This is a genomic window from Geoanaerobacter pelophilus (genome assembly GCF_018476885.1).
Taxonomy (GTDB): domain Bacteria; phylum Desulfobacterota; class Desulfuromonadia; order Geobacterales; family DSM-12255; genus Geoanaerobacter; species Geoanaerobacter pelophilus.
Window position 1 is genome coordinate 440,910 of the sequence record NZ_JAHCVJ010000002.1, and the last position, 22,714, is coordinate 463,623.

At 56.9% G+C, this 22,714-nt stretch carries 26 protein-coding genes; 15 read left to right on the forward strand and 11 right to left on the reverse strand.

The window, feature by feature from the left end:
* Positions 1 to 38: 38 nt before the first annotated feature.
* Positions 39 to 671 carry an HAD family hydrolase gene (locus KI809_RS07475; protein WP_214170908.1) on the forward strand — a complete coding sequence of 211 codons (633 nt, stop codon included), beginning with the start codon at positions 39 to 41 and terminating at the stop codon, positions 669 to 671.
* Between the two features lie 110 nt (positions 672 to 781).
* Here the strand turns inward: KI809_RS07475 and KI809_RS07480 are convergent, their stop codons facing one another.
* Positions 782 to 1,063, reverse strand: coding sequence for a peptidylprolyl isomerase (locus tag KI809_RS07480; RefSeq protein ID WP_214170909.1), 282 nt, complete (start codon positions 1,061 to 1,063; stop codon positions 782 to 784).
* Between the two features lie 266 nt (positions 1,064 to 1,329).
* On the opposite strand from KI809_RS07480, the gene KI809_RS07485 reads away from it, so the two are divergent.
* The 7 genes from KI809_RS07485 (at position 1,330) to KI809_RS07515 (ending at position 8,144) form a co-directional block, all read left to right on the forward strand.
* Positions 1,330 to 2,592, forward strand: coding sequence for a DUF445 domain-containing protein (locus tag KI809_RS07485; RefSeq protein ID WP_214170910.1), 1,263 nt, complete (start codon positions 1,330 to 1,332; stop codon positions 2,590 to 2,592).
* 60 nt (positions 2,593 to 2,652) lie between these two features.
* Positions 2,653 to 3,174, forward strand: coding sequence for a GNAT family N-acetyltransferase (locus tag KI809_RS07490; RefSeq protein WP_214170911.1), 522 nt, complete (start codon positions 2,653 to 2,655; stop codon positions 3,172 to 3,174).
* Positions 3,175 to 3,195: 21 nt separating this feature from the next.
* Entirely contained in the window at positions 3,196 to 3,456 is a 261-nt protein-coding gene (locus KI809_RS07495; protein ID WP_214170912.1) for a DUF3862 domain-containing protein, read from the forward strand.
* Between the two features lie 165 nt (positions 3,457 to 3,621).
* A complete protein-coding gene (locus tag KI809_RS07500; RefSeq protein ID WP_214170913.1) occupies positions 3,622 to 4,806 on the forward strand; it encodes a low temperature requirement protein A in 1,185 nt (394 codons plus the stop codon).
* Between the two features lie 176 nt (positions 4,807 to 4,982).
* Positions 4,983 to 6,008, forward strand: a complete 1,026-nt coding sequence (locus tag KI809_RS07505; RefSeq protein WP_214170914.1) for a metalloregulator ArsR/SmtB family transcription factor — start codon at positions 4,983 to 4,985, stop codon at positions 6,006 to 6,008.
* Between the two features lie 90 nt (positions 6,009 to 6,098).
* The gene (locus tag KI809_RS07510; protein WP_214170915.1) at positions 6,099 to 7,010 is read left to right on the forward strand and encodes a YceI family protein; all 912 of its coding nucleotides are present in this window, start codon (positions 6,099 to 6,101) and stop codon (positions 7,008 to 7,010) included.
* A gap of 51 nt (positions 7,011 to 7,061) precedes the next feature.
* Entirely contained in the window at positions 7,062 to 8,144 is a 1,083-nt protein-coding gene (locus KI809_RS07515; protein ID WP_214170916.1) for an ADP-ribosylglycohydrolase family protein, read from the forward strand.
* 16 nt (positions 8,145 to 8,160) lie between these two features.
* Here the strand turns inward: KI809_RS07515 and KI809_RS07520 are convergent, their stop codons facing one another.
* Together KI809_RS07520 and KI809_RS07525 are read right to left on the reverse strand one after the other, a co-directional pair.
* Positions 8,161 to 8,781 carry a trimeric intracellular cation channel family protein gene (locus tag KI809_RS07520; RefSeq protein ID WP_214170917.1) on the reverse strand — a complete coding sequence of 207 codons (621 nt, stop codon included), beginning with the start codon at positions 8,779 to 8,781 and terminating at the stop codon, positions 8,161 to 8,163.
* Positions 8,782 to 8,841: 60 nt separating this feature from the next.
* Positions 8,842 to 9,270: a DUF309 domain-containing protein gene (locus KI809_RS07525; RefSeq protein ID WP_214170918.1), complete on the reverse strand. Its 429-nt coding sequence runs from the start codon at positions 9,268 to 9,270 to the stop codon at positions 8,842 to 8,844.
* A gap of 192 nt (positions 9,271 to 9,462) precedes the next feature.
* Here KI809_RS07525 and KI809_RS07530 point away from each other — a divergent pair, with 192 nt between their 5' ends.
* From KI809_RS07530 to rsgA, 3 genes are all read left to right on the forward strand, one after another.
* Complete coding sequence (locus KI809_RS07530) at positions 9,463 to 10,287, forward strand: transglycosylase domain-containing protein (RefSeq protein ID WP_246559270.1); 825 nt, start codon at positions 9,463 to 9,465, stop codon at positions 10,285 to 10,287.
* A gap of 147 nt (positions 10,288 to 10,434) precedes the next feature.
* The gene (locus tag KI809_RS07535) at positions 10,435 to 10,650 is read left to right on the forward strand and encodes a hypothetical protein (protein WP_214170920.1); all 216 of its coding nucleotides are present in this window, start codon (positions 10,435 to 10,437) and stop codon (positions 10,648 to 10,650) included.
* A gap of 141 nt (positions 10,651 to 10,791) precedes the next feature.
* Entirely contained in the window at positions 10,792 to 11,712 is a 921-nt protein-coding gene (gene rsgA / locus KI809_RS07540) for a ribosome small subunit-dependent GTPase A (RefSeq protein WP_337833289.1), read from the forward strand.
* Positions 11,713 to 11,772: 60 nt separating this feature from the next.
* Here rsgA and KI809_RS07545 read toward each other — a convergent pair whose 3' ends face one another.
* The gene (locus tag KI809_RS07545) at positions 11,773 to 12,174 is read right to left on the reverse strand and encodes a DoxX family protein (protein WP_214170921.1); all 402 of its coding nucleotides are present in this window, start codon (positions 12,172 to 12,174) and stop codon (positions 11,773 to 11,775) included.
* 268 nt (positions 12,175 to 12,442) lie between these two features.
* The gene (locus tag KI809_RS07550; protein WP_214170922.1) at positions 12,443 to 12,907 is read right to left on the reverse strand and encodes a DUF1003 domain-containing protein; all 465 of its coding nucleotides are present in this window, start codon (positions 12,905 to 12,907) and stop codon (positions 12,443 to 12,445) included.
* Between the two features lie 202 nt (positions 12,908 to 13,109).
* On the opposite strand from KI809_RS07550, the gene rarD reads away from it, so the two are divergent.
* Positions 13,110 to 14,012: an EamA family transporter RarD gene (gene rarD, locus KI809_RS07555; protein ID WP_214170923.1), complete on the forward strand. Its 903-nt coding sequence runs from the start codon at positions 13,110 to 13,112 to the stop codon at positions 14,010 to 14,012.
* Positions 14,013 to 14,075: 63 nt separating this feature from the next.
* Here rarD and KI809_RS07560 read toward each other — a convergent pair whose 3' ends face one another.
* Entirely contained in the window at positions 14,076 to 14,663 is a 588-nt protein-coding gene (locus KI809_RS07560; RefSeq protein ID WP_214170924.1) for a DUF4337 domain-containing protein, read from the reverse strand.
* Positions 14,664 to 14,800: 137 nt separating this feature from the next.
* Positions 14,801 to 14,980, reverse strand: a complete 180-nt coding sequence (locus KI809_RS07565) for a CsbD family protein (protein ID WP_214170925.1) — start codon at positions 14,978 to 14,980, stop codon at positions 14,801 to 14,803.
* A gap of 245 nt (positions 14,981 to 15,225) precedes the next feature.
* On the opposite strand from KI809_RS07565, the gene KI809_RS07570 reads away from it, so the two are divergent.
* The 3 genes from KI809_RS07570 to arcC all read left to right on the forward strand — a co-directional run bounded on the left by KI809_RS07570 (position 15,226) and on the right by arcC (position 17,577).
* Entirely contained in the window at positions 15,226 to 15,444 is a 219-nt protein-coding gene (locus KI809_RS07570) for a dodecin (protein WP_214170926.1), read from the forward strand.
* Positions 15,445 to 15,527: 83 nt separating this feature from the next.
* Complete coding sequence (gene ald, locus KI809_RS07575; protein ID WP_214170927.1) at positions 15,528 to 16,649, forward strand: alanine dehydrogenase; 1,122 nt, start codon at positions 15,528 to 15,530, stop codon at positions 16,647 to 16,649.
* Positions 16,639 to 17,577, forward strand: a complete 939-nt coding sequence (arcC, locus tag KI809_RS07580; RefSeq protein WP_214170928.1) for a carbamate kinase — start codon at positions 16,639 to 16,641, stop codon at positions 17,575 to 17,577. Before ald ends, arcC begins: the two co-directional genes overlap by 11 nt.
* A gap of 146 nt (positions 17,578 to 17,723) precedes the next feature.
* On the opposite strand, the gene KI809_RS07585 is transcribed toward arcC, so the two are convergent.
* The 4 genes from KI809_RS07585 to KI809_RS07600 all read right to left on the reverse strand — a co-directional run bounded on the left by KI809_RS07585 (position 17,724) and on the right by KI809_RS07600 (position 22,539).
* Positions 17,724 to 18,707 (reverse strand): substrate-binding domain-containing protein, encoded by a 984-nt coding sequence (locus tag KI809_RS07585; protein WP_214170929.1) that lies wholly within the window; start codon positions 18,705 to 18,707, stop codon positions 17,724 to 17,726.
* A gap of 8 nt (positions 18,708 to 18,715) precedes the next feature.
* Positions 18,716 to 19,936: an alpha-hydroxy-acid oxidizing protein gene (locus tag KI809_RS07590; protein WP_214170930.1), complete on the reverse strand. Its 1,221-nt coding sequence runs from the start codon at positions 19,934 to 19,936 to the stop codon at positions 18,716 to 18,718.
* A gap of 162 nt (positions 19,937 to 20,098) precedes the next feature.
* Positions 20,099 to 20,854, reverse strand: coding sequence for a LytR/AlgR family response regulator transcription factor (locus KI809_RS07595; RefSeq protein ID WP_214170931.1), 756 nt, complete (start codon positions 20,852 to 20,854; stop codon positions 20,099 to 20,101).
* Entirely contained in the window at positions 20,851 to 22,539 is a 1,689-nt protein-coding gene (locus tag KI809_RS07600; protein ID WP_214170932.1) for a LytS/YhcK type 5TM receptor domain-containing protein, read from the reverse strand. The genes KI809_RS07595 and KI809_RS07600 overlap by 4 nt, the downstream gene beginning before the upstream one ends.
* Positions 22,540 to 22,714 lie beyond the last annotated feature (175 nt).

Sequence of the window (22,714 nt, forward strand, 5' to 3'; positions counted from 1 at the left end):
CGATTGCCGCAAAGGACAAAAGAGGCTATCCTGCTGCTATGGCACATTATCACCAGATACTTGATCGGCGCTGCTGGATTTTCGATCTTGATGGAACTCTGACCCTGGCGGTGCATGATTTTGCCGCTATCCGGGAAACGCTCGGCATGGCAGACAGTGATCTTGACATTCTCGGCTTTCTTGCCTCTCTGCCGGCTGCAGAGGCCGCGACTAAGCATGCCCGGCTGATGGCGATCGAGTATGAGCTGGCGGCCAAGACCGCTGCTGCGCCCGGCGCTGAAAGGCTGCTTGATCTGTTATCGAGGCGCGGTGCTCAGGTTGGCATCCTTACCCGCAATACGCGGGAGATTGCCCTCCATACGCTGGAACAGATCGGCCTCAGGCAGTACTTTACTCCGGAAGCGATCCTCGGTCGCGACGAAGCTGTGCCAAAACCGCACCCAGAGGGGATAACGAAACTTCTCGGTTCATGGGGGGGCACCCCGGACGAGGCGGTAATGGTGGGAGATTATCTGTTCGACCTGCAGGTGGGGCGCGCTGCCGGCACCGCCACCATTCATGTGGACCTCACCGGCGCCTTCCGGTGGCCCGAACTGGCCGACCTGGAGGTGGCAAATCTTGAGGAGCTGGCCGAGGAGCTACGGCTAAGTATGCAAGCATTCCAAGGATGACCGGCATCTGGGATTATTGGGGAAATAGGTAAGTGACGATCGAAAACCGTACCGGGGCCTGGCTGCTTTATTAAAGCAGCCAGGCCCTTGTTGTTACAGAAAAGGCCTGCCTATGCAGTGCGACTGGTAACCTCCAGCAGGTGGTAGCCGAACTGGGTCTGGATCGGACCGAGGACCTTGCCCACTTCGCCGGTGAATACTGCCTGGTCAAACTCCGGAACCATCTGGCCCGGGCCGAATTCACCGAGACCGCCACCCTGCTTGCCCGATGGGCAAAGGGAATGCTGCTGGGCAACGGCCGCAAAGTCGGCGCCAGTTTCAATCTGCTTCTTGAGGTCTTCGCAGACCTCCTTGCTTGCCACCAGGATGTGGCGGGCAGTGGCTCTTGCCATTGTCTACTCCTTATTGGGTTAGTGTCTTACCTTTTGGGTCAGGAATCATAGCATAATCCATCTCAGGGGGAAACGCCTTATCACTGATGATGGCTGACAGGTAATTGCGTAGCAGAACCCAGGAGCCGGCCATTTGGGCTGCTGTGATGCACCAGGCGTTGACAAAAGCGGTGCCCCCATGCCATACATTAACGGCGTAAGGGAAAGCCGCTTCGGTCTGATGAAGCGGCTTTGTTGTTAGACGACACCAGATCTGGAGACAGCGTGTGGACTACAGAAAACGGATATTGATCAGAAACAAGGCAATAGCGACGGGATTGATGATCGGCGCGGCCCTACTATTCGTGGTTGCTCGCAGCCAGAAGGGACATGGCGCCTGGGAATGGCTGGCCGCTTTTGCCGAGGCCGCCATGGTTGGCGCCCTGGCTGACTGGTTTGCTGTGGTGGCGCTGTTTCGCCACCCATTGGGGATACCGATCCCCCATACGGCCATCATTAAAAGCAAAAAGGATGTCATTGCCGGGAACCTGGCCGACTTTATCCGCGACAAGTTCCTGGCCAGCGACACCCTGATTGCCAAGCTGCGGGAGTATAACCCGGCGGAGCACCTTGCCGTTTACCTGATGTCGAAGGATAATAGCACCGGCCTGGCCAAGGGCTTGACCCGTTTGTGCTCCGACTCCCTGGATTTCATCGATGACGAACGGGTACAACAGTTGCTCAGAGCCGCTCTGAGCAACAGGATAGAAAACTTCGATCTCTCCTCTTCTGCCGGGGCGATGCTCGAAACCTTAAGGAAAGACAATCGCCACCAGATCGTGCTTGACGACCTGCTGCGCCGCTTTGCCGCCTGGCTGGCAACTGCGGAAGCCCAGGCCAGGCTGGCCACTGCCATCGACAACATGTGCACCAAGGAATACCCGCTGCTGAGTGCCTTTATCCCCAATCGGGAAAGTTTTTCCAAGGGGGCGGGGGAAAAGGTCGCCAGCAGGATCAACGCCTTCATCCAGGAGGTTAATGCCGATCCTCTCCATGAGGTCAGGTACAAGTTCGACACTGCCGTGACCGGGTTCATCGCCAGGCTCAAATCCGACCCGGAGCTACGCACCAAGGTCGAGGCGATCAAACGCGAGGTGGTGCATACCCAGTCGATAGCCGATTATGCGCAGAACCTTGCCGGCGACCTGAAGAGCTGGCTGAGCAGTGACCTGCGCCAGCCCGAGTCAAAGGTACAGGAAAAGATTACGGCAGCGATAGCCGGGCTCGGCGCCACCCTGTCGCGCGAACCGGGATTGAAAGAGTCGTTGAACGAGCACCTGGAAGCTTTGGTGATAAAATACGGGGACACGCTGCGCACAGCCATTGCCGGTCATATTACCAGCACGGTGCAGCAATGGGAAAACGATGACTATGCCAGCGAGATTGAACTGAGCATCGGTTCCGACCTGCAGTTCATCAGGATGAATGGCACCCTGGTCGGCGGGGTGATCGGCCTGCTGCTCCATGCAATCTCGTTGCTGCTGGCTTAGCCGGCAAGGGGGCGGCCATTTGCATTTTAGCCGATAACCACGGTGTGACAGGGGACTATTGTGAAAATACAGAAAGTGACTGACGAAACCCGCGTCAAGGCCTATGCGCTCTTGCAGCGCGCCTTTCCCAGCAGCGATTATGAAACCACGCTGGTGAAGAAGCTCCACGAAAATGGCCGGCCTATGCACGAATGGGTCTGCATTCATGTCGGCAAGGTCATCGCTTACATCGCCTTTACCAATGCCTATCACGGCAATGAACTCTGCGGCCTGCATCTGGCTCCAATGGCCGTAGCGCCTGACTTTCAAAAACAGGGAATCGGGTCTGAGCTGCTCAGATTTGCCTTGCGCCAGGAGGCGATCAAGAACCAGACTTTGTTTGTTCTGGGCGAGCCCGGCTACTATCAGAGGTTCGGTTTTGCGCCCTGCACTGTCCCGATCTGCCCGTTTGACAACAACAACGCGCACTTCCTGAGCATGCGCAACGAGAGCACTGTCAGCTTCGTTGTCGGCTATGAACCCGAATTTGTTCCACTTGCCATACCTCCCAGGCCAAAGACCAAAAAGCGCCGGCTACGGTGATCATCAGAAAAGGACAGGGTTATGCTCGTAAGGATGCGTTTGGCAGTCGTACTAGTTGCGCTGGTCATGCTTGTTGGTTGCAGCAAGCTGACCATGGAGAACTATTCTAAAATCAAGATGGGGCTGGGCTACAGCGAGGTGATCAAGATCCTCGGCAAGCCCGATAGCTGCTCGGAAGCCCTGTTCGTGAGAAACTGCATCTGGGGCAACGAACAGCAGAACATCACGGTTAATTTCGTGGGAGACAAGGTGATCCTCTTCACCAGCAAGAACATCAAGTAACCTGAATGCCACCTTTCCACTCAACCCGCAAGGCAGCCAATCGGCTGCCTTTGGTGTTTTGGGCACCAAGTGGCGAAGCCGGTTTTATGCGATAACCTTTAGAGTAAGGACACCAACCTATCAGCGTTGTCTGCCGCTAGTGTGGCAAGATCAAGGTTACCGGCCATGTTGAAAAAAGGTCTTATCAAACCGCCAACCCTTCGCTCGGCCAACACCGCCGAAGTAGAAAGGCATGCGACCTGGCTGGAACTTTTCTACGACCTGGTCTTTGTGGCGGCGCTCTCCCAGTTGGCCAACGGCTTGAGTGCAGACTATTCGCCAACCGGATTCCTCAAGTTCGCAATGATCTTCATTCCGGTCTGGTGGGCCTGGGCCGGGCACACCTTTTACCTCTCCCGCTTTGATACCGAAGATCTGTTACATCGTCTCCTCACCATGCTGCAGATGACTGCGGTCGCCAGTCTGGCGGTGCATGTTCCCACGGCACTGACCACTGGATCGGCCGGGTTCGCGCTTTCCTATGCCACGGTACGCTTCATCCTCGTGGCTGAATATATCCGCGCCGGCAGACATATCCCGGCGGTCCGGCCCCTGACTGACCGCTACGTCCATGGGTTTGGCGCAGCAGCGGCCTTATGGGCAGGCTCCATACTGATTCCGGCCCCCTGGCGTTTCTGGCTCTGGGGGGCGGCGCTGTTGGTAGATTTCGCCGCACCGTTGACTGCAGGGCAACTACATGTGAGGTTCCCACCGCATCTCTCTCACTTGCCGGAACGGTTCGGACTGTTTACGATCATTGTCATCGGCGAAGCGGTTGCAAGCGTGGTATTTGGCATCGGCAAGAACGGCTTGACGCTGGTTTCCGCGCTGGCGGGCCTCATGGGGCTGCTGATAGCCTTTGCGCTGTGGTGGGGCTATTTCGAGGGGGCAAAGGGGGCCATGACCCGCCGCTTACAAGCTCGCAGCCACTTAAAATACTATCAGCAGTGGCTTTATGCCCATCTGCCGCTGCTCATGGGGATTACTGCCGTAGCGGTTGGCATCAAGCATGTCATTTCCCTGCAACCCACAGAGCCGCTGCCCTTGTTTGAACGGTGGTTGCTCTGCTGTTCCATGGGGCTGACCGTCCTGGCCCTGAGCGCCATTTTCCTGGCCTCGACCCGTGAAGAGGAAATGGGGATGATCCGGCGACTGGCTTTGCCCTATTATCTGATTGCCTTCCTTGGCATTGCAACCGGCAGCCTGAGCAGGCAACTGCCCGGGCTGGCTATTCTCGCCATCCTTACCCTGCTCTGTATCGCCCAGATAGGCATATCGCTGATGGCTATAACCGATGACGGCGACCCATAGCCTGACACCAGAACGAAATGACTGGGCAATCCCCAATTCACAAGGCGACCGCTTGGCCGCCTTCGCTGTTTCTACCAAAACGCCAGATTGTGATTCGATAACAATAAAAACAGATTGACAGCCGACGAGCAATTATGCATATTTTAATTCGACGCATATCGAATCAGGAGTCGTTTATGAAAACCGAACAAAGCATTGCCATCATGAAGGCCTTGGCGGACCGGTCGCGACTGGCCATTGTCAACTCGCTGCTGGAGCGCTCCCAGTATGTGGAGGAGATTGCCAAGCGCCACGGACTTGCCCCATCGACCGTCTCCTTTCACCTGCGCAAGCTGGAACAATCCGGCCTGGTCAGCAGCCACAAAGAGCAGTACTACGTTGTGTTTCAGGCCAATGACGAGATCTTCAACACCACTTTGCGCGAGATTGTTTCGATGCATCCGGTTGGTAAAGAACTCCAGGACAACCGGATGGAGCAGTACCGCTACAAGGTGCTGGAGTCGTTTTTCCGCCATGGCCGGCTGGAGAAACTGCCGGCGCAGCACAAGAAACGGCTGATTGTCCTGGAGCAGTTTGCCTTGCGCTTCAAAGCTGGGCACCGTTACAGCGAACAGGAAGTTACCGGGCTGATTCAGCCGGTTTTCGACGACTACTGCACCATTCGCCGCCTGCTGGTGGACGAAGGGATGATTCAGCGGGACGGCAGCAGTTATTGGCGCGAAGAACAGCCCGGCACTGCAGGGGCCAAGCTGCCATGGCCGGTTTCAGAGGGAGATGCTGCCGTGAACAGTCAAAAGAATTCCAGTCGCGCCGATATCAAGCGGTTGTACAAGCAAAACCAGCCGGACATGGGCATTTACCAGATCCGCAACACGGTAAATGGCCGGATCTATGTGGGCAGCAGCCAGAATCTCGAAGGGACCCGCAACAGCAGGCTGTTCCAGCTGCGTATGGGCAAGGTCGTGTTCAGCAGGGAGCTGCAAAAGGACTTGACCGAATTTGGCGCCAAGAGCTTCGAGTTTTCCATCCTCGCTACTTTGGACAAACCGGAACCGGGTGATAACGTCGAACAGTTACTGGCGGCAGTTGAGCTGCACTGGCTGGAAAAACTGCAGCCGTTCGGCACACGCGGCTACAACAGCGCCAAGGCCTATCAGCGAGAACTGAACCGGCTGCAACATCTGCCTTCAGGTAAATTATGAGCCACACTTAACCTTGCGTAATTACTGGCAAATAATGGAGAGCGGCGCTAAAATGTATTTATACAGATAACGCGAAAGGAGGGCGCAGTCATGACCGCTACCATTACCTGCCAGGAGCTGAGCAAGCGGCTTGCCGATGGTGATGCCCTGCTTGTTGTAGATGTACTCCCGCCTGAGATTTACGCCGGTCGGCACATCCCCGGGGCTTGTAACGCCTGTGTCTATGAGATGGTGTTCCTGGACCGCATTGCCGAGCTGGCACCCGACCCAGCAAGGCCGATTGTGCTCTATGACGCCTCCGGCACCACCTTGGCGGCGGCAACAGCACGGGAGAAGCTGTTGAAAGCCGGTTATAGCGATGTGCGATTGCTGGCTGGCGGCCTGAATGGCTGGACTACCAGCGGCTATCCAGCAGAAGCAGTTGCGCCGATTGCCCCGGAACCGGTCCTCGCAGACGGCATTTACCGGCTCGATCCGGCAGCCTCAGTGCTGGAGTGGACCGGCCGCAATTTCAACAATCGCCACTACGGCCGGATCCCCTTCACGGATGGCGAGATCGTCATCAGCGGCGGCGCCTTGCAGCGTGGGGCAATGAGCCTCGACATGACCGGCATCAGCAACCTGGACCTGAAAGACGAAACCTACCGGCAGATGCTCATCAGACATCTGAAATCCGATGACTTTTTTGCCGTCGACCGTTACCCGGTCGCCTCCATTGCCATTACCGGCTGGCAAGCGATCACCGAAGCCACACCGGGAACGCCCGATCACACGGTTCAGGGAGAACTGACCATCAAAGGCGTTACCCGGGAAATAGCCTTCCCGGCAGCCGTGGCGCCCCAGGAGGACGGCAGCCTCAAGGCCCAGGCAACCTTTGACATCGACCGAACCATGTGGAACATCTGCTACGGTTCCGGCAAGCTGTTTGAAAAATTGGGCATGCATCTGGTGCACGACCGGATCGATATCGAGCTGTTCATAGTCGCCCGAAAGAGCGGGTAAGGCTCTGCGCTATTTACGGTAGGGGCGCACTGTTGCTCAGGGGAGGTCACTATGTCAGAGAGAACCATTCAGGACCGTGCGGCAGGGGCCATCATGGGCGCTTTCATCGGCGATGCCATGGGGCTTGGCCCGCACTGGTATTACGATCTTGACGAGCTGCGCCGTGACTACGGCGAGTGGATCACCGATTATACCGATCCCAAGCCGGGCCGATACCATAGCGGGCTCAAAGCAGGCCAGCTCTCCCAAGCCGGCTTCATCCTCAGGCTGACCTTAGAGTCACTGGTTGCCAGCAACGGTTACCACGAAGCTGATTTCTGCCGCCGCATGGACGAGGAGCTGCTGCCGCTGCTTGACGGCACTCCAATCAGCGGGCCGGGAGGATATACCAGCCAGTCGATCCGCGAACTGTGGCGTCAGCGGGTGCAACAACAGCTGCCCTGGGGCCGGACCGGCGGCAATGCCGACGACACCGAGGCAATCGAACGTACCCTGGCCCTGGCGGTGCGCTATGCCCGCAACCCTCGCCGCCTCGCAGCCACCATCACCGCTAACACCATTTTGACCCAGAACGACCCGGCGATAGTCTCCATGACCGTGGCCTACGGTGCTGTGCTCGGCATGCTGGTACAGGGGCATGCCCTGAACGCGCAACTCTCGGGCAAGCTGATGCGGCTGGTCAACAAGGGGGAACTCCCGTTTCACCATATCACCAGCGACAATCTGCAACCACCCCGTCCCGGCGATCCGGACCCGTCCCATGCCGGGCTGTTCGCCTCCCCCGATGCCCTGCTGACACCGTCATACATGGCAGCAGCCGCAGTTGACCCGGAGATTCGGATCGAGCCGGCCTGGAAGGTTGCCATTGTCTACGGCATGCCCTGTGCCATCTACCACCAGCTGCCTGCGGTCTACTATCTGGCGGCACGATTCCACGACGATTTCGAGGCCGCCCTGCTTCATGCCATCAACGGTGGTGGCCAGAACCAGGCCCGCGCCACCCTGGCCGGTGCCCTGGTTGGTGCCCAGGTAGGATTGACAGGGATACCGCAACGCTTTATCGATGGGCTGGAAAACGCCGCCAGTTTGAGCAACCTTGCCAACAGCCTGGCAGCGCAGGTGGAAAGTGCTTAGACAAACAGGGGGGAGATCAGCTGTTACTGCCTGCGTGGTGGGCCTTCGGCAGTGACCAGTTGAAGCGGATGGCGCAGAGACGAAGCATGGTGGTGGCAATGGCGGAAAGCGCCAGCGCCCAGGAAGAAGGAAGCGGCGTCTGATGGAGAAGATAGAGGAGGGTTCCTCCTGCCAGGCAGGCAGAGGCATAGACCTCTTTTTGCAGCACCAGCGGTACCCGTGACGAGAGAACGTCGCGCATCATCCCTCCTGCCGTGGCGGTCATGACACCCATCATGACCGAACCGACGAAGCCGATATTGAAATCAAGCCCCTTGCCGGTGCCGATTACCACAAAGGTCCCCAGCCCCAGGGCATCAAGATAGAGCAGGGGATACTCAATAAAGCCGATCCGGCGGTGAAACAGGAAAACTGCAAGCGCTACGATGATTGACAGGTAGAAATAGGTCTCGTCCTTGAAAATAAACGGCGGGGTGTCCCCCAGCAACAGGTCGCGCAGGGTTCCGCCGCCGGTTGCCGTTACCATTCCCAGGAGTAGAACGCCGAAAAGGTCCATGTCGCGCCGGATACCCGCCAGCGCGCCGGACGCTGCGAAAGCCGCAGTGCCAAGCAGGTCGAGGCTGTAAAGCAGAGTCACAAAGCAATCCTCCGGGCGGCAGTTTACCCTCATCCTCAGATGAACGCAATGGGAGGTTAGTTACGGGCTTTTAACTTGCGCGCAGGGCAAACTATCGCCTGGCGCCAGGCGCATTTTGGGAATCAGCGCGTCTGGCAGTTCGTTCATCCGCTCCGGGCCGAGCCTGGAAAGTTCTTCCCGGAAACGTTCCGCCTCGGCGGCGAGCAGTGCTACTTCAATGCGCTGACAAACCGGCCGGACCCGCTGCAAATACTTAATGCCACTGGTCAGCAAAGAGATTGCACCGCCATAATTCTCATTGCGCCAATGCAGCAGGGCAACGGCGATCTGCAGCATCCCCTGGTAGAACCAGCGCGGTTCATCCTCGGAACCGATCCAGAGGTCTTCGAGCGTCTCGTGGCATTCATACCAGTCCCCACGATTGAACTCGCCGAACGCCTGTAGAATCGCACCGGAAGGGGAGTCACTACAAGGTCGTTTATTGGACATATGAACTTCCTCACTGATCTGAGCGGACAGACATGCTGAACCGCTTTCTTGTTATATTGTACCGCAATGCAGCGGAAGCAGCATCTATTTGGAGAATGCGCACCATTCGGTTATTGGCAAATACAATTCGTGCCATCTACGATTGATTCGGATATACTCGCTCCTCGCCGGAACCGGCAGGTGGAGGCATCTTTGAAGGTCGTAAAATGGTTGACAGCAATCATTCTCATCAGCCTGTTGGCTTACGCAGCCTGGGTCGGTATCACGCTCTTCCGGCTCCCCTCGGTAACAGGACTTGCCGACAGACATCTGAGCCTGACCATCCAGGTAAGGGACTGGCAGGGTAAACAGCATCCATTTATCGTAGGCCCGGCGAATCCCCACTGGACCCCGGCGTCACGCATCCCATCGGAAATGGAGTGGGCAGTCATCGTGTCGGAAGACGCCAACTTTTATCAACACGAGGGGATTGATGTCAAAGCGATCAAAAACGCTATCAAGTATGACCTGGAAAAGAAGCGCTTTGCACGCGGCGCCTCGACCATAACCCAGCAAACGGCAAAGAATCTCTTTCTCTCACGGGAAAAAACCGTTACCCGCAAGATCGAGGAGTTCTACCTCGCCAAGCGGATGGAGCAGGAGCTGACCAAGGAACGGATTCTTGAACTCTACCTCAATATCATCGAGCTGGGGCCAATGGTGTACGGCATCGACCATGGTGCCCGCTACTATTTCAACAAACCGGCCAGCGCCCTCACTCCCAGGGAATGCTCGTTCCTCGCTGCCATGCTTCCGGGCCCGCAAAAGGTCTACAACCCGTACCGGCACCTGGACCGGGTACTGAAACGCTCCGACACGATCCTGCGCCAGTTGCGGCAAAGTGGGGTGCTGAGCGAGGCGGAATACCGCATGGCTCTGGCCGAGACGCCAGATATCAGCGGCATGCAGCGCAAGGTCGATAAAAGCTTTACCGGAAAAGTCCGCAGATTTTTCAAAGGCCTGTTCAGCTTTTCATAACGGCACAGAACTATTGATTATTAGCCGACAAGGACTAAAATTACGGATTCTTCAGCACAACGCACCATGGCCCTTTACTGGGCAACGATATGACGTTAAAATTCCGGTAACGCCACGGGCGTGATTCGACAAACACAGGAGGTAACCATGGAAATCGACATGCGCCGGTTGCGCAACCTGATCAGCAAACAAAGGGACGAGATTGAACGGAGTGTCGAGGGGACCGGCTACCTGGCCAGGACAGTGATCGGCGTCGGCACCTTTTTGCTCGATAACGAAGGCAACATCGACCTGTTATCAGCCAAACAGCTGACTACCTTTGAAAAATTCCTCAAGCCGCTCCTGGAGCAGCCCCCTCGGTAAGCAGCCAACAAGAGGATTGCACAGCCTGATAACAGCAAATAAATTGCACGGTTAGCCACAGACATGCTATATTTAGCAGCCTCTGAACCACAGGGACATCCCTGTGGTTTTTTTATGAGCGCAGAATGAGAGAGTCACCCAGTGAAAAGGGAACATAACAGGACCGGTAAGGCCTCAGCTACGCAAAGCACCTCTCAGGATCAGGCATGCCAGGGTTTAATAACAGCCCACCATGGCATTGAGGTCGAAGTTCTCTTCACAACGGGCAAACGCCGCATGGTAAGGGTTAAGCGGAGTTCCGGGCATGTGGTCGGCGATGATGTGGAGGTCACGGGTGAAGTCCTGAGGCGGTTGCCCCGTCGGACAGAACTGCGACGGCGCGATGCCCGGGGCGGCATCCACCTGGTTGCGGCAAACCTGGATGTGCTTGGAATAGTGGTCGCACTCAACTCGCCGTCCGGGTTCATAGACCGGGCCATTGTTTCGGCCCGGGTAGCTCAGTTGCAACCCTTCGTGGTGGTCAGCAAGTGCGATCTGGACGACACCTCCGCACTGCTTGCCAACCTTCAGCGGATCTATGTCGGTTCGGTTCCCGTTTTTGCCCTCAGCGCCAAGAACCAGACTGGGCTGGCGCCACTGCAAGCTTTTCTGAATGAGGGACACAGAGGGGTCTTTGTCGGATCGAGCGGCGTCGGTAAAAGTTCGCTGCTTAACGCCCTCTGCCCGGAGATTGACCTCAAGGTGGGTACGGTCAGTGATTACAATGGGCTGGGGCGACATACCACCACAGTCTCCACGTTGCATGCACTGTCCGGAGGTGGCGAACTGGTTGACACCCCCGGGTTCAGGGATTTCGGCTTGGTGGATATCACGGCAGAGGAACTGTCCAGCCACTTCCCAGGGTTCGAAGAACATGGGGAGATGCGCTGTCGTTTTCGCAACTGCCGACACCGGACCGAACCAAGTTGTGCTGTCATCAGACTGGTGGAACTGGGACAGATTCCGGACGACCGTTACTCCATGTACCTGGAACTGTTGAGTGAGGTCGAGGCTAGCCGGTGAATTTCCTTAAACCGCTCCCCAAGCAGCCGCGCCGGTAATCAGCCAGCGCTGGGTCCATGCTTAACCATGATCTTTTCGTCGTTTTAGCAAGCCATCAACACTCCAGATGCCACTCCCGTAGGCGGCAATGAACAGGAACACGAAGCAGTAAAGCGCCGCCAGTTCGCCGTTGTTCTGAAGCGGCAGCAGCGCCTTGGTTCCGTGCCCAATCCAGTAGGCAACAGCCATCTGCCCGCTGGTGATAAACGCAGCCCAGTGAGTTAGCAGGCCGATCATGATTAAGGTGCCGCCAAACAGCTCGATCGGACCGGCGACATAGGTAATGAATGCCGGGACATTGTCAGGCATACCCGGCGGAAAGCCCAACAGCTTCTGGACGCCATGCCAAAGAAAGAGAAACCCGACAACTATCCGCATCAGCGCGTAACAATGGTCACTGTATTTGCTCATGAATGAATTCATGGGGCCACCTCCCCTTTAGAATCAACTCCACAAGACCATTTTAGTCCAATTTCATAAAAATCTACAGGATGGCACTAGTGCAAGCCGGGTTTGGAGGGGGAGGAATTGCTCAGGTGCCGTTGCGAATAGTTACGCCGCGACCGGGGAGGTTCTCTGATGATACTCGGTATCGACCGTGGCCGTAACAACAAACTTCGCCCAGGTGATATGCTGGGGAACCGCTAATTCAGGCGGCCAATTGGCCGCCTATTTCGTTTCCGGACTTAGCTTAGGTCTCCCCTGCTCTCTTGTTGCGCAGTTCCTCTAACATCTTGTGGATCTCGGCAATGACCGTGTTTTGCGCTTCGAGGTTCTCCAAGATGACCTGGATTTCAGTTTCCGCCTTCAGATTGACTTCATAATCGACGTGTGCCTCAATCCGGTCGTGATCGGCTTTGCGGTTCTGGCTCATCATGATCATCGGGGCGGTATATGCCGCCTGAAGCGACAACACCAGATTCATCAGAATGAAGGGGTAGGGGTCCCAGTGCCGTACCCAGGCGGTGACATTGAGAAGCGCCCACAAGGTAAGCAGGAGCGACTGGCCAATTATGAAATGCCATGAGCCCACCTTGGCGGCAATCCAGTCCGCCGCTTTCTGGCCAATAGTTAACCGCTCCTTGATGACTTCGTTGACGTTCTTTATCGGTCCGTGCTCATGCCGATAATGCGGCGGGAATGGGCTTTGCTTCATGGGGTTACTCCTTGTGCTCCTGATCAGGCCATCCAGGGTTCCTTGATGTTGTACTAAAGCAATAATACCAGCCATTGGGTACGCTACAATCAAGGAGACCAGACTGTAGACTCTGCCCAGCATGTAATTTTATTAACTGTTTGGGCCAGGAAAGTTGTGTTACATAGCAGACGCAACCACCAAATTTTTAATCGGCTCAAGCGTGAACAAGATTCCGACAACTAGCCCCTCTTCAGTGGGGCTGACCTTTGGCATTTCCGCCTACCTCATCTGGGGATTTTTCCCGATCTACTTTAAGGGGCTGGAAAGCGTACCTCCTTTGCAGGTGGTCTGTCACCGGATTATCTGGTCGGCGCTTTTTCTGGCAATTCTGATCACCCTGCGCCGCGGCTGGGGTGAGGTTGCCGCCGCCTTCTCCTCTCGAGGAAACCTGCTGCTCCTGGTCACCACGGCCCTGCTCATCGCCACCAACTGGCTCATCTTCATCATCGCCGTCGGTCATGCCGAGGTGCTGCAGTCCAGCCTCGGCTACTTCATGACCCCGTTCGTTTCGGTCGTGCTCGGGGTATTCCGTTTAAAGGAGAGGCTGAGACGGATGCAGGTTGCAGCCTTGGTGCTGGCATTTATCGGCGTGGCGCTGATCACAGCTCAACAGAGCGCACCTCCCTGGGCCGCGCTGACCCTGGCAGCCACCTTCGGCACATACGGGCTGCTGCGCAAGGTGGCAGGGGTGGATGCCCTTGCCGGACTGGCAGTCGAGACTTTTATTCTGGCTCCTGCTGCGGCTGGCTATCTCGCGTATGCCGAGATTATTGGGGTGGCTGGTTTCAGGCATTCAGGCGGGGGGATTGCTACACTGCTCATCTGCAGCGGGCTGGTCACTTCGCTGCCGCTCCTGCTGTTCGCAGCGGCGGCGCGCCGGCTCAGACTGGCCACCATCGGCTTCCTGCAGTATCTGACCCCGACCATGCATTTTCTGATAGCCGTGTTGTTGTACCACGAACCGTTTACCGCGGCCAACCTGGCGAGTTTCGGCTTCATCTGGCTAGGGCTGCTGCTTTATTCGCTGAATGTGCTGAGCATGGCTAGGCAACCGACAAAGTAACCGTGAATCAGATTGTGACGACAGCGACTGAACCTCACTAAACGCTGCTTTGCGCCACTTGCCTCAACCAAGAAAGGGCAAGGCGAACATCAGCGTAAAACCGTTGACCATGAGCAGAGTTCCGCAGGCTGCGGATGCCGCGGAAATACAGAACACCACAAAAGAGCTGGACAGTATGGCAATGGAAGACATCACAATAGCGATCTGGAGAAAGGCTTCTGCAAAGTCGAAGTACGGGTCTTTTCTCATGGAGACATCGCGGGATTGCTCCTGTTGTTTCGCCTTGACCTCGATCTCTTTCTTCTCGGCCGCATAACGAGCCGATTCCTTTTCCGCCAATGCCAGCAACTCCACGTACTGTTTTCTGGCTTCAGGCACCATAGCTCCGCCGCGCTCTACCAGTAACGCCTTTGTTTTGATGGCCTCGATCCGGTAGGTATGTTCCCGCATTACCTTTGACTGGTAAAAAGCCCATTGGTTCGAGGCCTGTTGCTGCGACAGCATCATATCCTTGCCGGCATTGTTGCCCCCCAGAGAGGTGATGGCCAGCAACACCGCATACAGTGCCGTAACCAGGGCGACCCGCCGCCCGAACCTGTTCTTTGCCTGTTCCGCCAGTTCCTCATAATCAGGGACATCGATATCTGCCATTTGTCTCTCCGTTGTAAAAGTTAAAAACCGCTCTCCGCGCTCTGCTAATTAATCTAAAGGCGGCCGCTGGGCCGCCTTATCACACCACATTCCTGCTGAAGACATAAAACTGATCAGACAGTACGAAGTCTCAGCCGTTAAAACCCGCACATTGCCTGGGCTTTACCGATTTTACCATGAAGCTTACCGGCGATACGCTCAACCCTACCCTTCGCCTCCAGCTTCCTGTTGGAGAACAAGGACCCGACAAACTTTTTGACCGTACCCCGTACCTCGTGAAACATGCCCCTTGCCATCCGTTTTCTGCTGGCTCTCATGATGAACCTCCCTGGCGCTCGTTAAAATTGGCGGCCACTTGGAACTTCCATCTCCATCACATTAACTCTCCGGTTGCTTATATTATAGCAGAATTCCGACCATGCAACTACCGGTTAACATGCGGCTAAGATTAGTGTGACTATTTGCCAATTGTGCCGTCAGCGCAGGTGTTGCTTGTTGCGGGAGGCCAAGACTCTGTTATGCTTACTCTATCAGTCTGAGCGCTATGTGAAAGGGGATTTCCATGTACGGCAATGACAGGATTTATAAAAAAGTCGAGATAATAGGTGTTGCCGCCGGCAGCATTGAAGCGGCTATTGAAACAGCTCTGGTCAAGGCGCAGACCTCGCTTGACAAGTTGTCCTGGTTCGAGGTGCAGGAGATCCGCGGCCACATAGGACCTGACGGCAAGGTCGCTGAATATCAGGTGGTTCTCAAGGTGTCTTTCGAGCTGAAAGGGTAGCCGCAGAAGACTGCCATTCTGAATCATAAGGCGGCTTGATGGCCGCCTTTACTTTTTGCCGTAACGTGTTGCGGAGGTGGCAGATGCGTGTTGGGGTTGCCCGTGAAATAAAAGCGCAAGAGTATCGTGTGGCCCTGACTCCACAAGGGGTCAGGCAGCTGCGAACTGACGGTCACGAGGTTCTGGTCGAGCATGGCGCCGGGGTTGGCAGCGGCTTCAGTGATGACGACTATCGCTTGGCTGGTGGAGCGCTGGTGGAACGCGCGATTCTGTTTGGCGAGACAGAGCTGCTGGTCAAGGTCAAGGAGCCGCTTGCGACCGAATGCGCCCTGTTGCGACCGGGACAGATGCTATTCACCTATCTGCATCTTGCCCCTAACCGCCCCCTCGTCGAACTGCTGCTGGCAAGCAGAGTGACCGCCTTTGCCTACGAGACCCTGGAAAAGGACGGCAGGAAACCACTACTTGAGCCTATGAGTGAGATCGCCGGCAGAATGGCACCAATCATGGGGAGTTATTATCTGCAGCGGCCACAGGGAGGTAATGGCCTGCTGCCCTGCGGAATGCCGGGTGTACCGCCTGCGCGAGCAGTTATTGTTGGCGCAGGTACGGTCGGCGCCGGGGCAGCACGGATCGCACTCGGCATCGGTATGGAGACCGTCGTGCTGAACCGGGGGGTAGAACGGCTGCAGCAAATCGACCAGGTCTTCCGAGGAGCGGTGCGTACCAGGATCCTCGCTGACGACACCCTGCATGATGAGCTGTCTGCAGCCGATATCGTTATCGGGGCGCTCTATGCAACCGGCAGCAGGACACCGGTCGTCATTACCGGCGAGATGCTCGCCAGGATGAAGCCTGGAGCGGTGATCGTGGATGTGGCGATCGACCAGGGAGGGTGTGTTGAGACCAGCCACCCCACGACCCATGACGAGCCGGTCTACAGCGTTTCCGGAATCATCCACTACTGCGTGGCCAACATGCCCGGGGCATACCCCAGGACCTCCACCCTGGCGCTGACCAATGCAACCCTGCCGTATATCCGGATCCTGGCAAAGTCGGGGAGCGCAGCTGCGCTGCAGGCATCTCCCGAATTGGCGTCTGCTCTGAACCTGTTGGACGGCCGGATCGTTCACCAGGGTGTGGCGGCGGCGCTCGGCCTTGGGCCGGCTCCTGACATTAAAAGTGGCGGGCATCATGCGGCATAATACAAAAAAAGAAACCATTTTGATCGCGCTCGGCGGCAATGCGCTTATCAGGGCCGGCCAGCAGGGGACCATCGCCGAACAGCTTGAAAACCTCCGGCAGCCGATGCAACAGATCGCTCGGCTATCTGAGCGTTACCGGATCATTATCACCCACGGTAACGGCCCGCAGGTCGGCAATCTCCTGCTGCAACAAGAGTGCTGTAGCGCAGTGCCCCGGCTGCCGCTGGAGATCCTGGTGGCCCAGACCCAGGGGCAGATCGGTTACATGATCGAATCAACCCTGGACGGCGAACTCGAAGCTGCCGGGCTCGGCAATCGGCACCTGGTGAGCCTGATCAGCTACGTAGTGGTGGCTGAAAGCGATCCGGCTTTCCTCGACCCTTCCAAACCGGTCGGTCCCTTTTACTCCGAGGAAGAGGCAAAAAGCCTCCCCTGGCCGGTGCGCAAAACTGCCAAGGGTTACCGGCGGGTGGTTGCCTCGCCGCGACCGGTCACCATCGTGGAAAAGAGCGAGATCCGCGCCCTCATTGACCTGGATTTCATTGTCATCTGCTGCGGCGGCGGGGGCATTCCGGTGATTCGCGATGGGCGCGCCTTTCACGGCGTCGATGCGGTGATCGACAAAGACCTGGCAAGCGCCCGGCTTGCCGGGGAGGTGGGGGTGGATATCTTTGTCATTGCCACCGATGTGCCGGGGGTTGCCATCGGCTACGACACCCCTGACGCACGTTATCTCGACCGGATGACCGTTAGCGAGGCACGCCGCTATCTGGCCGAGGGTGAGTTTCCTGCCGGTTCCATGGGACCCAAGGTGGAAGCAGCCGTGCAGTTCCTGGAGAGCGGCGGTAAGCGAGCGGCCATCACCGCCATTGAAGGGATCGAGCAGGCAGTTATCGGTGGGAACGGCACTGAGATAGTCCTGGCGTAAGCTGTTTATGCCGACTGTTATATTGTACCGCAATGCTGCAGGAACTGCGTCCCCCGTAATCCCTGAACTGCTAAATCCCTGAAAAATGAAAGCCCGCGTTAATGCGGGCTTTCCGGTAGACAGTGAAGGTGAAGGGCGTCTGTTAGCTACTGCTTGAGGGCTGCTTTATAGGCTTCGATGACTTTGGCGACCTTTGCCGACGGCGGCCCGAGGGTAATCAGCCCCAGTGGGCGCTCCACCTTGCTGCCGGTATCGAGTTTCCGCACCAACTCCGGCTTTACAAAACCGGCGCCGAGACCACCAATGGCTCCGGGCACTTTGGCCACTTCGTCGCTGATCTGTGCCACATTGACCGGCAGAGTATCGGCCCGGTACTCCTCGTTCTTCATCACCGACTGCTTGATGAGCCCGCGTGTGGCACTGGCAAGGGTATCGGTCACCACCGTGATCGCCAGGTCATCCCCGCCCACCTCTTTCCAGTTGACTATCTTGCCGGTATGGATTTCCTTTACCTGCTGCAGGGAAAGTTTCTGCACCTTGTTGGCGGGGTTGACCACGAAGACCACCTCGTCCTTTGCGATTACATGCAGTTGCAGCTTGGAGCCGTCCACCTCGCGGCCGGCGCCCTTGGCAGCCTGAACCACCGTATCCACTGAGGCCGAGGCCATGGAGGCGTCACACTTGCCATCCGCCAAGTCGATCAACCCCTTGCCGGCATTACTCTTGACAACATCCAGGACGTAGCCGGTGTTCTTTTCCACGGTCTTCTTGTGCGGGTTGACCAGGCTATCCACCACACTGGCGGCCCCGTGCAGTTTGACCACCGTTTTCTCGGCTTCCTTACGGTGGCAGGCAGCACAATCGGCCAATGCGGTCTTGCCATTATGGCAGCCGAAGCACTTGCCACTGCCAGCATGGTCGTCCATGGTGATCTTGGCTTGCTTGCGGGTTTCAAACAGGGAGCTGTGGCAGTCCTTACAAACATACCCTTTGGCGGCATGAACCCTGCCGTCGAAAATCACCCTTCCCTGCCCTGCTCCGCCGTAGTTTAGCGATTTCCCCTGACCGGTAGCAAAGGCCAGAGATACGAAGGCAATCGTCAATAACACAGCCAATAGTAAGGATCTCATGGCTCCCCCTAGGCGATGATCGAACGGGGCACTTTGCTGGCTGATGCCACGCCGGTAAGTACCATCGAATCGACCAGTTCGTTTTTCATCTTGTTGAGCATGAGAGCCACTCCTTCGGCACCGCCACCATGGGCGCCACGGATCAAAGGCCGCCCCACCAGTGCGGCGTCGGCTCCGAGCGCCGCAAGTTTCAGGACGTCTGCGCCATAGCGAACTGCGCCATCGGCAAAGATAACCATCTTCCCCTTGACCTTGTCGCTGATGGCTGCCAGCACCTCGGCTACGCCAGGGGTATGGTCAAGCACCCGGCCACCGTGATTGGAGACCACAATGCCTGCTGCGCCCGCTTCATAGGCCAATACCGCCTCTTCCACTGTCATGATCCCCTTGACGATGAATGGAAGTTTGCTGGCCTTGGCCAGTTCCCTTAATTGCTGGGGAGTCTTCGGCTCAACCGTCTGTCCAGGCACTGCCCGGGCTGCCCGGCCAGCAGAATCGATATCTACCGCATAGGCAAGAGCGCCGGCCTGTTCGATCATCCTGATCCGCTTGATGATCTCTTCCTGGGTCTTGGGCTTGATGGTAACGATCGCCTTCCCTTTGAACTTTTCAGCCAGAACCTTCAGCCGGCGTTCGAAAACATCCATGGGGTCGCCGATACCGTCGGCTACCCACCCAAGGGTGCCGGCCTGCAGGCAACCGCCGAGGATCGCCTCAACATACTCCTCCTCGCCCATTTTGCCGCCCATATTGTAGGTAGTACCACCGGTAGCGGCGCTAGTGAAGGGAACCTGCAGGGTATAGCCAAAGATATCAACCTTGGTGTCCGGTTTCTTTACATCGTGAAAAGTGCGCATCCTGAGTTGCACCTTCTGCAGGGAGGTGTAGTTGTTCTTGAACGACATGCCGGAACCGATACCGCCAAAACCGGGGGTCTCGCCCGAACAGGCTACGCCGTCGCATTCGGGGCAGACCCGGCAACGGGGATAGAGTTTCTCGCGAGCAACCTTCAGCACCTGGTCGAGCTTAAGAGCGTTCTTGCCGGTAGCAGCTGCAGTGGCGCCGGCAGCGGCCTTTTTCGTCTCTTCAGCGGCATTGGCCTCGCGCACGGTTCCTACGGCCTGCACCGCCAGCACACTGGCTCCGACCACCGCAGCGGTCTTGATAAAATCACGCCTGCTGAAACCACCTTCCGGAACCTCTTCCTGTTCATCATGGATCTGCGACATAACCTTGCCTCCTTTGATTGGTAGCGGGCAACGGCACAATATGGCGCCTTGTCCCGATTACACCATAACCGATAGCGGCAGCAGCACAAACTGCGAACCGGCGAACGGCACTTTCGCGGCCTGAATGGCAGATACGGGAGACTGAATAGATTAGACGCGGCGCTACGACTGGGCAATAAGGTGCTTTTTGAGGTCCCTGGCATGATACCGGCTGACCAGGATCTCGGTGCGTGCCGGATCGTTCATGACCAGCTTGCAACTACCGCTGAACCAGGGAATGATCTCCAGGACGCAGTTGAGGTTGACCAGGGCGTTGCGGTGGGCTCTGAAAAAGGCGTACGGCTCAAGCTGTTCCTGCAGGGCGGTGAGAGTATGACCGGTATGATAGGCCCGATCCGAGGTGTGAATATGGGTTACGGTTTCGTTGCACCGGACAAAGATAATGCTCTCCGGGGCTATGGGAAGAATCTTAGTCCCCTGGCGAGCAGCTATCCACTTGCGCTCTTCATGGGGCTGATCAGGTAACAGCGGTTCCGCGGGCTTTTTGCACAGGGTCAGATGCTTGCGTACCTTTTCCATGGTTTTGGCGAGGCGTTCAAGGGTCACCGGTTTCAGCAGGTAATCGAAGGCCTCGACACTGAAAGCATCAACGGCAAACTGGCTATAGGCAGTGGAGAATACTATCAGCGGCTGTTCCGGCAACTCCTGGATAATCCGGGCCAGCTCAATACCGGTAAGCCCCGGCATCTGGATGTCCAACAACAGCAGGTCCGGCTTTAACTGTCGCAGCAGCCGCAGTGCGTCCACGGAAGAGGCAGCCTCGCCCGCTATGGTAACATCGTCGAGCTGCTCAAACAGGTAGTGAAGTTCCCGCCGCGCCGGGGCTTCATCGTCAATCAACAGGACCGAGATAGTCATGCCGGCACCGGCACGGAGAAGGAGATGGCAGTGCCCACTCCCGGCTCGCTTTCGATCTTAAGCCCCCGATCCTTACCGTAAAGCGCCACCAGGCGGCCGTTGACGTTCTTCAGGGCAATACCCAGCCCTTCACCTGCCGGCCCTCCGGAATGATCGGTAAACAGGGTGGCCAGCTGTTCTCTGCTGATGCCGATGCCGTTGTCTTCGATGCGAATCAGCAACTCATGCTCATCCTTGTGAGCACAGATACTGATCCTGCCTCCTCCGTCTCTGGAGAGCAGGCCATGGCGGATGCCGTTCTCCACCAACGGCTGAAGGATTAGCGGCGGAACCGGACAGGGAAGAGCGCTATCGTCGATTTCGTACCGGACATCGATCCGCTCTTCAAAACGCGCCTTCTCAATGGTCAGATAGGCATCACAATGCTCCAGCTCAACGGAAAGCGGCACCTCGCGGTCGGTGGTGGCGGTGCTTTTGCGAAAAAGTTCAGCCAGATTAACCAGTAGAGTGGAAGCGGTCTTGGGATCGGTTCTGATATAGCTGATGATCGTGGAAATGGCATTGAACAGGAAGTGCGGATTGATCTGAGCCTGCATGGCCTTGATCTCGGCGGCGGCAGCCAGGTTGCGATGGTTTTCCAGGTCCGCAAGTTCCATCTGGTTGGCAAACAACAGCGACAAGCCTGAGGCCAGTTCCTGGTCCAGCGGCGTGATTCCCTGTTCTACGCCCCGAAACAGGGCAAGAACACCGATGGTTTGCCCCTGCTTCTTGAGAGGCACGGCCACGGCTGAGCGTAGCCCGGACGCTTCCGGATTGATGCCCGCTCCGGCGGCGGTCATGGCAAGCGAAATTTGGCCGGTCACCAAGGCACTTTGCACAACATCAACAGCAGCCGGGCTGACGTGCGACCGGTCACTGTCCCACCCTTCAGATGCCAGGATCTGCTCTTTATCGGCGATCAGCACAGCATCAATCCCGGTCATCTCCCTGATGATTGCAGCGGTCTCCCGTGCGCTCTCTTTTGTCAGTCCATTGCGCAAGAATGGAAGCGTTCGGAAAGCGATGCCCAGCGTAGTCTGGGCCTGTTCGGCCTTGGCCAGCTGCTGTTCCTTGTACACGGTTGATATCAGTTGTACAAAAACCGCAATTCCCAGGCCATTCACAAGCATTGAAGGTATTGCCAGGAGGCTTACCAGGCTGATGGCCGATTCGTACGGCTGCATCAGCAGAATCAGCAGCATCTTTAACCCTTCATTGACCGCGCCTACCATAAAAGCAGCGATGCTGTCGTACTGCTTCCGTCGCAGGCGATGGTAAAGCATGGCTGCCGTCACCCCCTGCACCATAGTGGCAATGCCGCACGGCAAAGAGGTCATGCCGTATGGATCCATGAGAAAGCGGTGGCTGCCGGCCACCAAGCCTGATGTCAGTCCGACAAGCGGCCCTCCAAGAACCCCTGCCAAGGCAACTGGCACACCACGCAGGTTCGCTATGGCCCCTTGAACCGGGAAGCCTCCATAGGTGGCCACGACTCCGGCCATGCCAAAAGCCAATGCCATAAACATCTTGTCATACCGGTCGGCATCGCCGGTGAGTAGACGCTTGAACGCCTTGAACCGAAGCAGAAAGATAAAAAGAATGGCAAAAATACCGAGACGTTCAAACAGGTCGAAAAAAAGCCCCACAGGAGTATCCTCCGGCTGCAACAGGGAGTTTCGGGAAGGGCTGCTCTCTTCCACAGAGCAGCAATTGGTGCGGCAGTATAACCTACTGAGCCGTCGGTTTCAAGGCCGGCAAGGCAAGGAGCTGTACAATTCGCATCGTGCGGACCAATTAAGTTACCTTCGGGACTGTGCCGTT

Bases quoted from the DNA above. Each gene is read 5' to 3' on its own strand.
- KI809_RS07475 (WP_214170908.1), top strand. From the start codon at position 39: ATGGCACATTATCACCAGATACTTGATCGGCGCTGCTGGATTTTCGAT.
- KI809_RS07480 (WP_214170909.1), bottom strand. From the start codon at position 1,063: ATGGCAAGAGCCACTGCCCGCCACATCCTGGTGGCAAGCAAGGAGGTC.
- KI809_RS07495 (WP_214170912.1), top strand. From the start codon at position 3,196: ATGCTCGTAAGGATGCGTTTGGCAGTCGTACTAGTTGCGCTGGTCATG.
- KI809_RS07500 (WP_214170913.1), top strand. From the start codon at position 3,622: ATGTTGAAAAAAGGTCTTATCAAACCGCCAACCCTTCGCTCGGCCAAC.
- KI809_RS07505 (WP_214170914.1), top strand. From the start codon at position 4,983: ATGAAAACCGAACAAAGCATTGCCATCATGAAGGCCTTGGCGGACCGG.
- KI809_RS07510 (WP_214170915.1), top strand. From the start codon at position 6,099: ATGACCGCTACCATTACCTGCCAGGAGCTGAGCAAGCGGCTTGCCGAT.
- KI809_RS07515 (WP_214170916.1), top strand. From the start codon at position 7,062: ATGTCAGAGAGAACCATTCAGGACCGTGCGGCAGGGGCCATCATGGGC.
- KI809_RS07525 (WP_214170918.1), bottom strand. From the start codon at position 9,270: ATGTCCAATAAACGACCTTGTAGTGACTCCCCTTCCGGTGCGATTCTA.
- KI809_RS07535 (WP_214170920.1), top strand. From the start codon at position 10,435: ATGGAAATCGACATGCGCCGGTTGCGCAACCTGATCAGCAAACAAAGG.
- KI809_RS07545 (WP_214170921.1), bottom strand. From the start codon at position 12,174: ATGAATTCATTCATGAGCAAATACAGTGACCATTGTTACGCGCTGATG.
- KI809_RS07550 (WP_214170922.1), bottom strand. From the start codon at position 12,907: ATGAAGCAAAGCCCATTCCCGCCGCATTATCGGCATGAGCACGGACCG.
- KI809_RS07560 (WP_214170924.1), bottom strand. From the start codon at position 14,663: ATGGCAGATATCGATGTCCCTGATTATGAGGAACTGGCGGAACAGGCA.
- KI809_RS07565 (WP_214170925.1), bottom strand. From the start codon at position 14,980: ATGAGAGCCAGCAGAAAACGGATGGCAAGGGGCATGTTTCACGAGGTA.
- KI809_RS07570 (WP_214170926.1), top strand. From the start codon at position 15,226: ATGTACGGCAATGACAGGATTTATAAAAAAGTCGAGATAATAGGTGTT.
- ald (WP_214170927.1), top strand. From the start codon at position 15,528: ATGCGTGTTGGGGTTGCCCGTGAAATAAAAGCGCAAGAGTATCGTGTG.
- arcC (WP_214170928.1), top strand. From the start codon at position 16,639: ATGCGGCATAATACAAAAAAAGAAACCATTTTGATCGCGCTCGGCGGC.
- KI809_RS07585 (WP_214170929.1), bottom strand. From the start codon at position 18,707: ATGAGATCCTTACTATTGGCTGTGTTATTGACGATTGCCTTCGTATCT.
- KI809_RS07590 (WP_214170930.1), bottom strand. From the start codon at position 19,936: ATGTCGCAGATCCATGATGAACAGGAAGAGGTTCCGGAAGGTGGTTTC.
- KI809_RS07595 (WP_214170931.1), bottom strand. From the start codon at position 20,854: ATGACTATCTCGGTCCTGTTGATTGACGATGAAGCCCCGGCGCGGCGG.